Raw genomic sequence first — 13,594 nt, 5'->3', positions numbered from 1 at the left:
GCGGGACGTCCCGGTCCGCCACCATGCACGGGGATGGGGCGCGACTCCCAGCTCGACTGGCCCGCCGTCCTGGCGGTGCCGGACGCCGAGCCCGAGCCCGGGGACCGCCCCGCGTCCCTGTCGTGGCGCGCCACCGCCCGGGCGGTCCTGCCCGCGTTCCTGGTCACCCGCCTGCTGACCTTCGTGGCCGGGATCGTCGCGGTCCAGGCGTGGGGCGTGAAGCCGGTCCAGGACGTCTACGACCCGGCCGGGCTGACCACGAAGCTCGGCGGCGCGTTCCAGGACCTGTTCGCGCCGTACATCCGGTGGGACGCGGTCTGGTTCCTCGACATCGCGGGCGTCGGGTACCCGACCTCGTACGCGCCGCGCACCGCCTTCTTCCCGCTGTACCCCGTGCTGGTCAACGTCGGCGGGTTCCTCGTGCGCTCGCCGATGGTGGCGGGGCTGCTGCTCTCGCTCGCGTGCGCGTACGCGGGCGCCATGGTGGTCCACCGCCTGACCGACCTCGAGCTGGGGCGCCGCTCGGCCGGGATGGCCGTGTGGGCGCTGCTCGCCTTCCCGGGGTCCCTGTGGCTGACGGCGCTGTACTCCGAGGGGCTCTTCCTGCTGCTCTCCGCCGGCTGCCTGTACGCCGCCCGCGGCCGGCGGTGGCCGCTCGCCGCGACGCTCGGTGCGCTCGCGGCCCTGACCCGCAGCGCCGGCGTGGTGCTGCTCGTGCCGATCCTCGTGATGGCGTGGCAGCAGCACCGGGACGACCTGCAGGCCCGGCGGCGCAGCGACCCCCGCGAGGCCGCGCCGCCGGTGCGTCCGCCGTGGGGCGCCCTCGCCGCCGCGGCGGCCGTGCCGGCCGGGACGCTCGTCTTCTTCGTCGGCCTGTGGATCGCCGGCCACCCGTTCACCGTCTCGCTCGACCAGCAGCAGGAGTGGGGCCGCGAGAACGTCGGCCCGATCTCGGCCGTCCTGCGCGCGATCGAGGCGGCGGGGGACGGCCTGTCGGCGCTGTTCTCGAGCGGGCTGACGAGCGCCGGCCTGGAGTGGATGAACCCGCTCCTGCTCGTGTTCCTCGTCGTCGGCCTGGTGGCGCTCGTCGGCACCGCGCGGCGGCTGCCGCCCGCGTACGCGGCGTACTGCGGCGCCGCGCTGCTCATGCCGCTCAGCGCCCCGGCCGTCGGCGGCGGCGAGCCGCTCATGTCGCTGCCCCGCTTCCTCGGCGTCCTCTTCCCGCTGGCGATGTGGGCGGGCTGGTGGCTGACGCACGGGCGGCACCAGCGTCTGCGCCGGGTGGTCCTGGGCGCGGCGGGCCTGGGCCTGCTCGTGCTGTTCTCGGCGCTCACCGCCCGCTGGACCTTCGTGGCGTAGGGCCGCTCCGGTGGCGCGGCCCGGGCGGGCGGCGGCCGTCCGCGCGTCCCCCGGCCCGCCGTCCGAGCGCGCGCGTCGGCACGGCGGACGCCTATCCTCGTCCGGGTGACCGCCCCCTCGTCGACGACGGCGCCCTCCCCTCCCGCGCCGGACGACCGCGTGCGCTGGGGCGCCGGCGTCTCGCTGCTGGCCCTCGTCGCCACGCTCGGGATGACGATCTTCGTCGCGATCCCCGGCCTGGTGATCGGCGACGACACGACGACCCGCGAGATCGTCGGCAACGTCGTCTCGTCGGTCCTCCAGAACGCCGTCTTCGTCGGCGTGCCGCTCCTCGTCGTCGTGCTCGCCGCCGGCAAGGGCCTGCGCCGCGGCGACTTCGGCCTGCGGCTGCCCCGGCACCCGTGGCGCATCGTCGCCGGCCTCGTCGTCGCGTACCTGGCGTACGTCCTGCTGTCGGGCGGCCTGGCGCAGCTGATCGGCGTCGGCGACCAGCAGGACGACCTGCCGGAGAAGCTGGGCGCGAAGGACTCCGCGGCCGCCGGCATCGTGATCGCCTTCTGCGTGACGGTGCTCGCGCCGATCGGCGAGGAGTTCCTGCTGCGCGGCGTCGTCTACCCCGGGCTGCGCGACGGCCTGCGCCGGATCGCTCCGGCGGGCGTGGCGATCGGCGTGGCGGCGCTGGTCGACGGCGCGCTCTTCGGCGCCCTCCACGCCGGCGGGTCGCAGGCGATCTTCCTGCCGATCCTGGCGCTCTTCGGCGCCGTCCTCTGCCTGCTGTACCAGTGGACGGGGTCGCTCTACGCGCCGATCCTGCTGCACGCCACGAACAACACCGTGGCGATCGCGACGGCGCTGGACTGGAGCGTCGGCGAAGGCGTGCTGCTGTGGGTCTGCGCGGTGGCGATCCTGACCCTGATCGCCCTGGCCGTGCGTGCGCTCGACGCCCGCCTGCCCGCGCCGCGGCGGCGCGAGGCCGCGGCCGCCGGCTGACCGGCGGCCCACCGCCGGGGGCCGGGGAGCGCCGGCTCGCAGCCGCGCGCCGCAGCCGCGCGCGCCGCAGGGCCTTGCGGCGGCGCCCCGGACGTCCGTCCGGCGGCGCCGACGACGGGGCGCACCCCCGGTCGGCGGATGGGCGACGCGCCACCCCCTGCCGGTCCGCCTGCGCGGGGGCTATCGTGCGCCGATGCCGTCACGCGCGTCTCGTCGATCATTCGCCCTGGCGGTCGCGCCGGTCGTCGCCCTCGCCGTGCCGACGTTTGCGCACGCCGCGACGCCGGCCCCCGCCCCCGCCCCCGCCCCGGCGCCGGCGGCCGCCCCCGCCCCCGCCCCCGTGCGGGCGTCGATCGCGATCACCACGGAGAAGGCCCGCGGCGGCCAGGTGCTCAAGGGCGACGAGTGGCGCGCACTCGTGGTCATGGACCGCTTCGTCGACGGCGCGAAGGCGAAGATCAGCTTCACGCCCGACCGCGGCCGGCGGATCGTCCGCAAGGTCGCGTTCGCGGCGTCGAAGGACGGGAAGAAGGGCGTCGCGCGACTCGAGGTGCCCGCCGGGGCGCGGTCGGCCGACCGCGTCGGCGTGCGCGCCACGGTCATCGGCCACGGCGCGGTCGAGGCGAAGGCGGCGCACGTCCGCTACGTCCGCCAGCTCACCCCGTCCGTCGCCGCCGGGGCGCGCGGGCCCGCCGTGCGGATGCTGCAGCAGATGCTCGCCGCCAAGGGCTACGTCATCGGTCAGAAGGGCCTGTACGACGCGCGGACGCAGCGCGCCGTGCTGGCCTTCCGCAAGGTGACGGGCATGGCCCGGACGATGCAGGCCGACCGCTCGGTGTTCGCCGCCCTGCGGGCCGGCAAGGGCACGTTCCGGGTGCGCTTCCCGTCGCACGGCCGGCACGTCGAGGGCGACATCGCGCACCAGGTCCTGGCGCTGATCGACGGCGGCAAGGCCGTGCGGATCTACCCCACCTCGTCGGGCGCGCCGGCCACCCCGACGATCCGCGGCTCGTTCCGCGTGTACATGAAGGACCCGGGCACGAACGCCAAGGGCATGTACAAGTCGTCGTACTTCATCCGCGGCTACGCGGTGCACGGCTACCCGTCCGTCCCCACCTACAACGCCAGCCACGGCTGCTTCCGCGTGCCGATGGCCGACGCGGCGTCGATCTTCGCCTGGATGACGATGGGGATGCGCGTCGACTCGTACTAGGGAGCGGCGGCCCGGGCGCGGGACGGCCGGGGCGCTGCCGGGGTGCCGGGCGCGCGGCGGGCGCAGCCGGTGTGGCGCGGGACGGTGTGGGGCGGTGCGGGAGGCCGCGGGACGGTGTGGCGCGGGGCGGTGCGGGACGGTGTGGGTCGGTGCGGGAGGGCGCGGCGCGTCCCTCACACGGACCCGGGCTCCCGGAGGTACGGGGTCCCTCCCAGGCCGGTATGCGTGGATGTGATCGGCTATTACATCCGGGCATATCGGCCTGCGGAGCCACGCGGAACTCGGCGGCGCGCGCGGGGTGAGGCGGATTCCGCGGGTGAGGCGGATTCCGCGGGTGAGGCGGATTCCGCGGGTGAGGCGGATTCCGCGGGTGAGGCGGATTCCGCGGGTGAGGCGGGTTCGGTCGACATGTCCGCCTCTTTCCGCCTCGCCAGCGTGCCGCGCACCACCTTGGTGGGGTTCCCGCCTCGACTCCGGCCGGCCCCTCCTTCGCTCGGCCCGCCGGCCGCCGTGCTCCCGACCCGGCCCTCGTCCGGCCCCGCCTCGTCCGGCCCCGCCTCGTCCGGCCCCGCCTCGTCCCGCCCTCGTTCCGCTCCGTCCCGCGCAGCCCGCGTCCGGCCACGTCCCGATCCGGCCGCTCCCCGGCCCCGGCCTGTTCCGTGACCCCTCGCCCGGTGCGCCGGCGGGGCGCAGCGTAGGATCGCTGCCGCATGAACCCGCACGGAGCCCCCAAGGACCGCCTCGTCGCCGCGCTGCGCGAGCACGCCCTCGTCATCGGCGAGGTGACCCTGACGAGCGGCCGCACCGCGTCGTACTACGTCGACGCCAAGCGAGCGATCCTGCGCCCCAGCGGGTTCCTGGCGCTCGGCGAGCTGCTGGCGGAGCAGACCCGCCACTTCGCCGCCACCGCCGTGGGCGGCATGACGATGGGCGCCGACCCCGTCGCCTGCGCCGCCCTCGCCGGCCACGCCGACGTCAAGGCGTTCTTCGTCCGCAAGCAGGCGAAGGCCCACGGCCTGCACCGCCGCGTCGAGGGCCCGATCCTGGACGAGCACGACCGCTGCCTGGTCGTCGAGGACGTCGTCACGACCGGTGGCTCCACCGTCGAGGCGATCGAGGCGCTGCAGGCCGAGGGCCGCCTGATCGTGGGCGTCGTCTCCGTCCTGGACCGCCTGGCCGGCGGCGCCGAGCGGATCCAGGCGGCGTGCGACGCCCCCTACGTCGCGCTCACCACGATCGACGACGTGTACCCGGACCGCCCGGCGCAGTAGGGCCGGGCCCGACGTCCGGCGTTCCCCGCCCCCGCCCCCGCCCACGGGCCGGGCCGGCACGACCCGGCGGCGCCGGGAGCCGCCGTCCGCTCCCGTCACGCCCCCGCGGCCGCCAGCCGCAGCGCGGTGGCGTGCAGCGCCCGTGCGGCGGCGGTCGCCGGGCCGTCCGCCGGCGCCGCGACCGAGGTGACGAACTGCGGCGGCCGCCCGCGCAACGGCACGAGCACCACGTCGTGGAGCGTGCCGAAGGACGGGGGCAGCAGCGCGACGGCCAGGCCGTGGCGGACGAAGTCGACGACGGTGCCGGTGTCGTTGACCTCGTAGGCGACCGTGCGCGTCAGGCCCGTCGCCGCGAACGCCCGCTCCGTGATGATCCGCGTGCCCCACTCCGAGGGCACGTCGACGAACGGCTCGTCCGCCAGGTCCGCGAGCGCGACGGACGCGCGGGCCGCCAGCCGGTGCCCGCCCGGAACGGCGAGGACCAGGTCCTCGCGGGCCAGCTCGTCCAGCCGCAGGCCCGGCAGCTCGCGGTCGGGCAGCGCGACGATCGCCAGGTCCAGGCGGCCCTCGCGCACGTCGGCCGCCTGCAGCGCGCTGGCCCGCTGCCGCGGCACCACGTGCACGCCGGGGTGCTCGGCCGCGAACGCCGCGAGCAGCCGGGCGGCGCTGAACCCGCGCTCGCGCTGCGCCTGCATCACGCCCAGCCGCACCGTCCCGCGCAGGCCGCCCCGCACCTGGTCCGCGACGTCCCGTGTCGCCTGCGCCGCGGCGAGCGTGCGGCGCGCCGCCGGCAGCACCTCGGCCCCGGCGTCGGTCAGCTCGACCCGGCGAGACGTGCGGCGGAAGAGCGCGACGCCCAGGTCGCGCTCGAGCGTGCGGATCGTCGCCGAGACGGCGGACTGCACGACGTGCAGCCGGTCGGCGGCGCGCGAGAACCCGCGCTCCTCGGCGACGGCGACGAAGACCTCGAGCTGGCGCAGCTCCATGGCCGTCGTTCTATCGCACGGAGCGATCGATGCAAGCACGAACGTGCGTTGCGCGCGATCCATCCGGGGCGCATCCTCGATGGGCCACCACACCGTCGGCCGCCCCACTGGCGACCGGCCCCGGTGACGCCCCGCGTCTCACCACCCGAAGGCCCCGATGTCCACCGTCTCCCGCCCCGCGTCCGTCGCCCGCTACGACGCCGCCGCTTCCCCGTCGCGCCCCGCCACGACCGCCCCGGCCCCGGACCCGCGCTGGTCCGCCGCGTCCGCCTCCCCCGCGACGCCCTCGCCCGCCGACCACGCCGCGCGCCGCCACCACGGCCGCGGCTTCTGGCTCGTCGCGTTCGCGTTCCTCGCCGTCATGGCGTTCTCGGCCGTCCCGAGCCCGCTCTACCCGATCTACGTCGCCGAGCACGGGTTCTCGTCGCTGACCGTGACCGTCGTCTACGCCTTCTACGCCGTCGGGGTCGTCGGCAGCCTGTTCCTCGCCGGGCACGTCTCGGACTGGCACGGCCGGCGCCGGGTGCTGCTGCCCGCGCTCGCCACGGCGATCCTCTCCGCGGTCGTCTTCCTGCTCTCGACCGACCTGTGGGCGCTGCTGCTCGGGCGGCTGCTGAACGGCGTCGCCGTCGGGGCCGTCACCGCGACGGCCACGGCGTACCTCGGCGAGCTGCACGCCCGGCACCGTCCGGACGCGTCCGCGACCCGCGCGCAGGTCGTCGCGACGGCCGCCAACCTGGGCGGCATCGGCACCGGCCCGCTCGTCTCGGGGATGCTCGCCCAGTGGGTCGGCGCGCCGCTCGTCGTGCCCTACGCCGTCTTCCTCGCGGCCCTGGTCGTCGCGTTCGTCGCCGTCGCCGCCAGCCCCGAGACGCGCGAGCGTCCCGTGCCGATGCCGGCGTACCGGCCGCAGCGCGTCGCCGTGCCGGCCGCAGCCCGCGGGCGCTTCTTCGCCGCCGCCCTCGGCGCGCTGCTGGCGTTCGCCGCGCTCGGCCTGTTCACCGGCCTGGCCGGGACGATCCTCACCGGCACGATGCACCGCACCTCGCACGTGCTCGCGGGCCTGTCCGTGTTCCTCGTCTTCGGTGGTGGCGTCGCCGCGCAGACGCTGACGACGCGCTGGGCGCTGCGCCGCACGCTCGTGGCCGGCATGACGCTCGTCGTCGGCGGGCTGACGCTGCTCGTGCTGTCCGTCTGGCTCCCGAGCCCGAGCCTGGCGCTCTTCCTCGCCGGCGGCGTGGTGACGGGCGCGGGCGCCGGCGCCCTCTTCAAGGGCACGCTCGGCACCGTGGTCGCGGTCGCCACCGACGAGGGGCGCGCCGAGGCGCTCGCGGGCCTGTTCCTCGCCGGTTACGTCGGCCTGTCCGTGCCGGTCGTCGCCCTCGGCCTGGCGCTGCAGGCGACGAGCACGAAGGTGACGATCCTGGGCTTCGGCGTCATCGTCGCCCTGGCGATCGCGGCCGCCGCGCCGACGCTGCTCGGCCGCCCGCGCCGCGCGGCGAGCCGGCCCGCCGAGGCGGCGGCGTAGCGGCCCGGGACGCTCTAGCATCCGTGGCGCCCGTCCGCGGGCGCCCGCCCCCATAGCTCAGGGGATAGAGCATCGGTTTCCTAAACCGTGTGCGCAGGTTCGAATCCTGCTGGGGGCGCTGGACGCAGGACGACGCAACGCGACGCCCCCCGGGCGTCAGGTGCCGCGAGCGATCTGGGCGTCGAGCACGAGGGGGGGCCGTTGGCTTCGCCAGGAGTCAGCAGCCGATCGACCGCAGATCCCGCTCGAGACGCTGGGCGGAAGGACGCAGCCGGAGCGTCGCCGTCCCGGACTGCTTCCTGGTCTTCCGGAGAGCGAACCGGTATGAGACCTTGGCCCCGATCTTCGCGGCATCCAGGACGGGGGTCGCCTGGTCGGTGCCGAGGTGCCACGTGTAGCACTTGCCGCGGGGGTGCCCGGCGCTGATCGCGCCTCCGAAGCCGTCGTGGTTGTCGAACGCGTCCTCCACGCGGAGCTCGCCCGGGTGTGTCGTTCCCACGCTGTCTCTGCCCGCGAACGGGCCCCTGGTGCGGAAGAAGACGATGTACCGGTCGCGTCGACCGTCCTTCGGTCGTCCCCGATAGATCAACGGGTACGCGAGGAGGCGCCCAGGCCCCGACGCCGGAGCCCGGACGTGGCCGACCGGCGCCGCGACGGCGTCCGGCGCGAGAGACGGGACGTGCATCGCCGGTACCGAGACGAGCGACAGGGCCAGGCTGAGAGGCGACAGGAACATGAGCACTAGTGAATCGAACAGACGGCCGGCCAATTCGTGTGGCGCTTCGCCGGACGGCGGCTGCCTCTGCCGTTCTTGCACATCGCATCTGCGCCCTGCGATGCGTATCCGAAGGCATCGCGCGCGATGAACACCCAGTTGGCCGCAGACGGAATGCTCCGGTCGCTGACTGCCACCCACTTGTTGTCCGGGGTGACGTACCGCCAGTTCACGCGGTCGCCCGCCTTGTACGTCACGGCCTCGCTCGAGGCTACCTTCGGGCCGCGGATCCAAGGACGAACGTTGCGGTAGCCACTGACCGCCCGGTTGAGCCGGACGCTGGTGCCGCCGTTGCACTGGTCGCAATTGACGATTGCAGCGAAGTCCCTGACCGGGATGTGATCGAAGCTCCGGCAATGGTCCGTCGGGCTGGGCTCCGAATCACCCAGGGCCTCCGAATTGATCCATGCGCAGTACTTGTACTTGCCGTAGAGGTACCCGTAGAGGCCAAGGGCCGGATCACTCGGGGCGCTCTTGCTGCTCTTGACGGAATCGAAGGTCCAACCGTTCTTTCCTGCGCCGATGTACAGCTGCTGTACGTCGTTACGGGCTGTGACCCAGCCGCCGGCTGTGGCGATGGTCCAGCGACGCCGAACGGAACCCGCCCGAGCGTTCAAATCGGGCACCGGGGTGAGGGTCACCGGTTCGTCGGGCAGATCCGCCTGGTCCTGCCCCTCAGGCACTTCGGTGCTGCGGTCGTGCTCGACCACGACGGTGGAGTCGTCCTGGCTGCCGACGTCCCCCCGGTCAGGAACGCCGTCGGCTACCGCTTCCGCCAGAGTGAGCGACGCGCTCGTCACCGGCGAAACGTTGCCCACGGCGTCGACGGACCGAGCCTCCACCGAGACGACGTCACCTTGGTGCACCCCGTGGACCGTCAGATGATCGGCCGACCCGTCGGTCCAGGGACCTGGGGCGGCGCCGTTGACCCCGAACCGTGTCTGCGAGGAGCTCGCTCCACTCCCCGGGGTCCCGTCAGGAAGTGTGGGATCGCTGCCGGGTGTCCAAGCAATGTTCGCGCTGCCGCCTCCGTCGTTCGGATCGAAGTCGCGGATCTCGTACTGACTAGGCCCCATCGGCGCGGTCCGGTCTACCAGGACCGTCCACGGGTCCGCGACGCCGCGGTGATCTTCGTCGTCCGTCGCGTATGCGCGAAGCACCTGAGGTCCTTCGGGGACGCTCGCGAACGACGCGTTCGGAGTCACGGAGTACTCGGTGGGGCACACCGTGTCGAACGGCGAGGCGACGCACGGCACGTCTTGGCCGGCGATGTCGGCGCCGTTCTCGCGCGCGACCGCCAGCCGGCGAAGCCCGGAACCTCCGGGCCCGCTTGCCGAGATCGTGAGCGGGTACGTCCGGTTCGGACCAACGTAGCCATCGGCAAGATCGCGCAGTTCACCGGCGGCGGTGACGCTCGGTTCGACGTCGGGGTCGTATTGCCGCGTGACTCGGTAGTCGTCGTCGTAGGCGTAGGTACGGCGCACGCCATCGGGGGCGGTGACGTCGGTCTTGTACGGCCGACGGGTGTAGACGAAGCGCGTCGTCTGCCCCACCGCGCCGGGGAGCGTCGTCGTGATCGACTTGACCTTCCCGCCCGCGGTCGTGTCCAGCTCGACCGTCGTGCCCCCCGCCTCGGTGATTTTGTCCAGGAACCCGTTGCTGGCGTAGCGGTACGCGGTCTCCGCCCCGGAGGGACTACGGTAGCTGGTGAGCTTGCCGTTGGTGTAGCCGTAGTAGTGATGGCCGGCGGACGGGTCATCCATCTCGCGAACAAGGCTGTCACCGGCGTAGGACAGGTTGACCCGCCGACCCGAGCTGGTGCCGTAGCTGGAGAGGACGTCGCGCCCGGCCGCGCTGGTGCCTTGGACGGTGAAGTCGTGGGCCTGCGAGTCCTTGGTCCAGGAGAGCTGACCGGAGCCATCGAACCCGAACTGGTCACCCAGCGAGGTTCGCGACAGCGTCCAGCCCGAAGACGTCTTCACGAGCGACCCGTCGAACCCGGCCGGCGCCTTCAGCGAGCCGTCGGGCTGCTCGACGAACAACAGCCGGTAGCCGGATGGGCCGGTCACGAGCGCATCGCCGTTGCCCTGGACCGCGAGCCTGGTCGCAGGTCCGACGTCGAACGCCCAACGCGGACCAAGGATCGAGAATGCCTCGCTGGCAAGGCTGTTGTAGGCCCGGTCTACGACGACGTGGAAGTTCCCGTCGCTGTCGGCCAGGTCGCGGGTGCGAACGAGCCCGTTGCCGGACGCGACGTTGACTTGGGTGCCGCCGGTCGCGGACGAAGGGCGGAAGGTGAAGAACCCCGTGTCACCCGTTCCCGGATTGCTCGCCGCCTGCGCGGCTCCAGCTCCGGTGAGCGCAAGGCCAACGGCAATACCCGCCAGGACAGTGGTCCGGCCGAGCCGGGATCTGGACACGGACGGGGTGGGGTTGCTGCACACACACAGCTGCCCTTGGGACGAAGTCATGGCGCGCAGCGTACGCCGAAAAACTGGCGCACACGGCATCTACGCATCTGTACGATCACCGTCACAAATTCATGCTTCGCCCGTAACCTGTTCGGTGTTCCGTTCGGTCTCGCGACCCCCGTCCGAGGCGATGGCCGATCTCGCCCCCCGTTCAGTCGATCCGCGACCGGATCACCCACCTCGGGGAACGAGGCCTCGACCGTCGAATCCGAGGTCCGACGGGTGCGCGCCGACGCCGACACACGGAGCCGAGCTGAGGCGTCCGCGGGCCTCACGGCCTCCGCTGAGCGGATCACCCCCCGGGTGGCAGTCCGGGGCCGGCCCCTCAGGCCACCGCCTGCTCCCAGCGCTTGCCCCACAGGCCGTGCGGGCGGACGACGAGCAGCACCAGGAGCACCGCGAAGGCGATCGGCGCCTCGAACGTCGTCGACACGTAGCGGGCCGTGAGGGCCTGCAGCAGCCCGACGAGCAGGCCGCCCACGAGGGCTCCCGGCAGGCTGCCGAAGCCACCGGCGATCGCGGCGACGAACCCGTAGATGCCGTAGGTCAGGCCGGCGTCGAACGCCGTGAGCTGCGCCGGCGCGATCAGGAGCCCGCCGAGGCCGCCGAGCGCGGCCGCGACGACGATCGTCAGCGCGCCGATGCGCTCGGGCGAGACGCCCAGCAGCTCGGCCGTCTCGCGGTTCGACGCCACGGCGCGCATGCTGCGGCCCAGCGGGGTCCAGCGGAGGAACGCGCCGAGGCCCGCGAGCAGCAGCAGCGTGGCGACGAGGACCAGGACGTACTGCCCCGAGATCCGGCCGCCGCCGATCTGGACGTCGAGGCCGCCGGTCCACACCGGCAGCGTGCGCGGGTCGGAGCCGAGCGTGTGCAGGACCGTCTCCTGCATGACGGTCAGGAAGACCAGCGTGGCCAGGATGACGACGAACGACGCGGCCTGGCGGCGCCACAGGGGCAGGACGATGAAGATCCAGAGGATCCACCCGGCCAGCGCCGTGACGAGCATGCCGCCGACGACCGCGAGGGGATACGGCAGCCCGACGCGCTCGAGCAGCCAGTAGGTCGACATGCCGCCGACCATCACGAAGCCGCCCTGGGCGAAGTTGACGATCCCCGTGGTCCGGTAGATCAGCGAGTAGCCCACGGCGACGAGCGCGTAGACGCAGCCGGTGGCCAGGCCGATGGCGATGATGATGCCCATGTCAGTTCTCCGTCTCGACGCTGAGGTACGCGGCGCGGACCGTGGGGTGCGCTTCGATCTCGTCGGCGGTGCCCGACGCGATGATCCGTCCGAAGTCGATCGCGGTGATGCGGTCGCAGGTGCCGAACACGAACGGGACGTCGTGGTCGATGAGCAGCACGCCGGTGCCCTCGGCGCGGATCTCGCCGATGAGCGCGCCGAGGCGCTCGGTCTCGACCTGGTTGAGCCCCGCGGCCGGCTCGTCGAGGAGCAGCAGCGAGGGCGCGGTGGCCAGCGCGCGGGCGATCTCGAGGAAGCGCAGCTGGCCGAACGAGAGGTCGGCGGCGTCCGTCCGCGGGTCGGCCGTGATGCCGACCTTCTCCAGCAGCGCGAGCGCCCGGTCGGCCAGCCGCCGCTCGTCGCGCCGGAGCGCCCCCGTGCGGAGGACCTGGGACAGCACGCCCGTGCGGCCGTGGGTGTGCAGCCCGACGAGGACGTTGTCGAAGACGGACAGCCCCTTGAGCGGCGTGGCCTCCTGGAAGGTGCGCGACACGCCGGCGCGCACCGTGCGGAGCGCCGACGTGCCGACGAGCTCCTCGTCGCCGTAGCGGACGGACCCCTCGTCGGCCGGCACGAAGCCCGAGATCAGCCCGAGCATCGTCGACTTGCCGGCGCCGTTGGGGCCGATCAGGCCGTGGATCTCGCCGGCCTGCACGTCGAAGCTCGCCTCGGAGACGGCCGTCACGCCGCCGTAGCGCTTGGTGAGCCCGCGGACGGTGAGCGCCCGGGCGGTCATCGCGTGACCCCCTGCTCGGCGGACGCGGTGGGTGCGACGGCCCCCGTCCCCACGCGTCGGCGGAGCCACCGCGGCAGGACGTCGCGGACGCTCGTGGCGACGTCGGCCTTGCCGACGAGCCCCTGCGGGCGCAGCACGAGGATCACGAGCAGCGCGACGTTGAAGACGAGCGTCTCGTAGGACTCGAGGCCGCCGATGACGTTCGGCACGACGATGACGACGGCCGCGCCGATGATCGGGCCGTACGACACGGCCAGCCCGCCGACGAAGAGCATCGTGAAGACCTGCAGGACCGCGGCGTTGTCGTACAGGTCCGGGCTGACGAACGTCGTGAACTGCACGTACAGCGCCCCGGAGAGCGAGGCGAGCGCGGACGCGATCACGAACGCGAGGAGCTTGTAGCGGGTGACGGGGATGCCGACGCTCGTGGCGACGCGGTCGTGGGTGGCGAGCGCCCGCCAGGCGCGGCCGGTGCGGGAGCGCGCCAACGCCATGACCCCGAGGACGGCGAGCCCGAGGATCACCCACGCGAGCGCGTAGAACGCGAGCGGCTCGTCGAAGCGCAGCCCGGCGATGTGGGGCCGGGCGACGCCCGGCACGCCCGTCGCGCCGCCCGTGAAGCCCGTGGCCCCGCCGGCGAGGAAGAAGACGCCGAGGGCGAGGGTGAACGTCGCCATCGCCAGGTAGTGGCCGCGCAGCCGCAGCAGCGGCAGGCCCAGCAGGACCGCGGCGGCGGAGCCCAGGCCGACCGCCACGACGAGCGCCACCCACGGGTCGGTGCCCCAGTCCCGCTGGGTCAGCGCGACGGTGTAGCCGCCGACGGCCATGAAGGCGGTCGTGGCGAAGCTCACCTGGCCCGCGTAGCCCGTGAGGACGTTGAGGCCCACGACGGCGATCGCGAACAGCGCGACGATCGTCAGCAGGTAGATCCAGTAGTCGGCGCCCGACAGCGGCACGACGACCGCGACGAGGAACGCGATGACGAGGAGGACGGCGGCCTCCGCGTGGGTGCGCAGCAGGACCAT

Annotated in this window: 11 protein-coding genes and 1 tRNA gene; 6 read left to right on the top strand and 6 right to left on the bottom strand. The window is 73.8% G+C overall.

Annotation, left to right across the window (positions count from 1 at the left end; translation table 11 throughout):
* The first annotated feature begins 33 nt into the window (after positions 1–33).
* The 4 genes from J3P29_RS02915 (at position 34) to pyrE (ending at position 4,833) form a co-directional block, all read left to right on the top strand.
* On the top strand, positions 34–1,359 hold the full coding sequence (locus J3P29_RS02915; RefSeq protein ID WP_210491535.1) for a mannosyltransferase family protein: 1,326 nt from the start codon (positions 34–36) through the stop codon (positions 1,357–1,359).
* Between the two features lie 105 nt (positions 1,360–1,464).
* The gene (locus J3P29_RS02910; protein ID WP_210491534.1) at positions 1,465–2,349 is read left to right on the top strand and encodes a CPBP family intramembrane glutamic endopeptidase; all 885 of its coding nucleotides are present in this window, start codon (positions 1,465–1,467) and stop codon (positions 2,347–2,349) included.
* A gap of 193 nt (positions 2,350–2,542) precedes the next feature.
* A complete protein-coding gene (locus J3P29_RS02905) occupies positions 2,543–3,562 on the top strand; it encodes a L,D-transpeptidase (protein WP_210491533.1) in 1,020 nt (339 codons plus the stop codon).
* A gap of 710 nt (positions 3,563–4,272) precedes the next feature.
* Positions 4,273–4,833, top strand: a complete 561-nt coding sequence (gene pyrE / locus J3P29_RS02900) for an orotate phosphoribosyltransferase (RefSeq protein WP_210491532.1) — start codon at positions 4,273–4,275, stop codon at positions 4,831–4,833.
* Positions 4,834–4,928: 95 nt separating this feature from the next.
* On the opposite strand, the gene J3P29_RS02895 is transcribed toward pyrE, so the two are convergent.
* Positions 4,929–5,819 (bottom strand): LysR substrate-binding domain-containing protein, encoded by an 891-nt coding sequence (locus J3P29_RS02895; protein WP_210491531.1) that lies wholly within the window; start codon positions 5,817–5,819, stop codon positions 4,929–4,931.
* A 157-nt stretch (positions 5,820–5,976) separates the two neighbouring features.
* Between J3P29_RS02895 and J3P29_RS02890 the strand changes: the two genes are divergently transcribed.
* Together J3P29_RS02890 and J3P29_RS02885 are read left to right on the top strand one after the other, a co-directional pair.
* The gene (locus tag J3P29_RS02890) at positions 5,977–7,347 is read left to right on the top strand and encodes an MFS transporter (RefSeq protein WP_210491530.1); all 1,371 of its coding nucleotides are present in this window, start codon (positions 5,977–5,979) and stop codon (positions 7,345–7,347) included.
* 46 nt (positions 7,348–7,393) lie between these two features.
* A tRNA-Arg gene (locus tag J3P29_RS02885) sits at positions 7,394–7,465 on the top strand.
* A 99-nt stretch (positions 7,466–7,564) separates the two neighbouring features.
* On the opposite strand, the gene J3P29_RS02880 is transcribed toward J3P29_RS02885, so the two are convergent.
* From J3P29_RS02880 to J3P29_RS02860, 5 genes are all read right to left on the bottom strand, one after another.
* Complete coding sequence (locus J3P29_RS02880) at positions 7,565–8,083, bottom strand: hypothetical protein (RefSeq protein ID WP_210491529.1); 519 nt, start codon at positions 8,081–8,083, stop codon at positions 7,565–7,567.
* 5 nt (positions 8,084–8,088) lie between these two features.
* On the bottom strand, positions 8,089–10,593 hold the full coding sequence (locus J3P29_RS02875) for a hypothetical protein (protein WP_210491528.1): 2,505 nt from the start codon (positions 10,591–10,593) through the stop codon (positions 8,089–8,091).
* Between the two features lie 325 nt (positions 10,594–10,918).
* Complete coding sequence (locus J3P29_RS02870) at positions 10,919–11,794, bottom strand: branched-chain amino acid ABC transporter permease (protein ID WP_210491527.1); 876 nt, start codon at positions 11,792–11,794, stop codon at positions 10,919–10,921.
* A gap of 1 nt (position 11,795) precedes the next feature.
* Positions 11,796–12,569: an ABC transporter ATP-binding protein gene (locus J3P29_RS02865; RefSeq protein WP_210492979.1), complete on the bottom strand. Its 774-nt coding sequence runs from the start codon at positions 12,567–12,569 to the stop codon at positions 11,796–11,798.
* Positions 12,566–13,594: a branched-chain amino acid ABC transporter permease gene (locus tag J3P29_RS02860; RefSeq protein WP_210491526.1), complete on the bottom strand. Its 1,029-nt coding sequence runs from the start codon at positions 13,592–13,594 to the stop codon at positions 12,566–12,568. The genes J3P29_RS02865 and J3P29_RS02860 overlap by 4 nt, the downstream gene beginning before the upstream one ends.

It is taken from the genome of Patulibacter sp. SYSU D01012 (assembly GCF_017916475.1).
Lineage (GTDB): Bacteria > Actinomycetota > Thermoleophilia > Solirubrobacterales > Solirubrobacteraceae > Patulibacter.
The sequence above is the reverse complement of the archived record's forward strand: the minus strand, read 5'-3'. Positions and strand labels throughout refer to the sequence as shown.

Bases quoted from the DNA above. Each gene is read 5' to 3' on its own strand.
- J3P29_RS02915 (WP_210491535.1), top strand. From the start codon at position 34: ATGGGGCGCGACTCCCAGCTCGACTGGCCCGCCGTCCTGGCGGTGCCG.
- J3P29_RS02905 (WP_210491533.1), top strand. From the start codon at position 2,543: ATGCCGTCACGCGCGTCTCGTCGATCATTCGCCCTGGCGGTCGCGCCG.
- pyrE (WP_210491532.1), top strand. From the start codon at position 4,273: ATGAACCCGCACGGAGCCCCCAAGGACCGCCTCGTCGCCGCGCTGCGC.
- J3P29_RS02895 (WP_210491531.1), bottom strand. From the start codon at position 5,819: ATGGAGCTGCGCCAGCTCGAGGTCTTCGTCGCCGTCGCCGAGGAGCGC.
- J3P29_RS02890 (WP_210491530.1), top strand. From the start codon at position 5,977: ATGTCCACCGTCTCCCGCCCCGCGTCCGTCGCCCGCTACGACGCCGCC.
- J3P29_RS02880 (WP_210491529.1), bottom strand. From the start codon at position 8,083: ATGTTCCTGTCGCCTCTCAGCCTGGCCCTGTCGCTCGTCTCGGTACCG.
- J3P29_RS02875 (WP_210491528.1), bottom strand. From the start codon at position 10,593: ATGACTTCGTCCCAAGGGCAGCTGTGTGTGTGCAGCAACCCCACCCCG.
- J3P29_RS02870 (WP_210491527.1), bottom strand. From the start codon at position 11,794: ATGGGCATCATCATCGCCATCGGCCTGGCCACCGGCTGCGTCTACGCG.
- J3P29_RS02865 (WP_210492979.1), bottom strand. From the start codon at position 12,569: ATGACCGCCCGGGCGCTCACCGTCCGCGGGCTCACCAAGCGCTACGGC.
- J3P29_RS02860 (WP_210491526.1), bottom strand. From the start codon at position 13,594: ATGGTCCTGCTGCGCACCCACGCGGAGGCCGCCGTCCTCCTCGTCATC.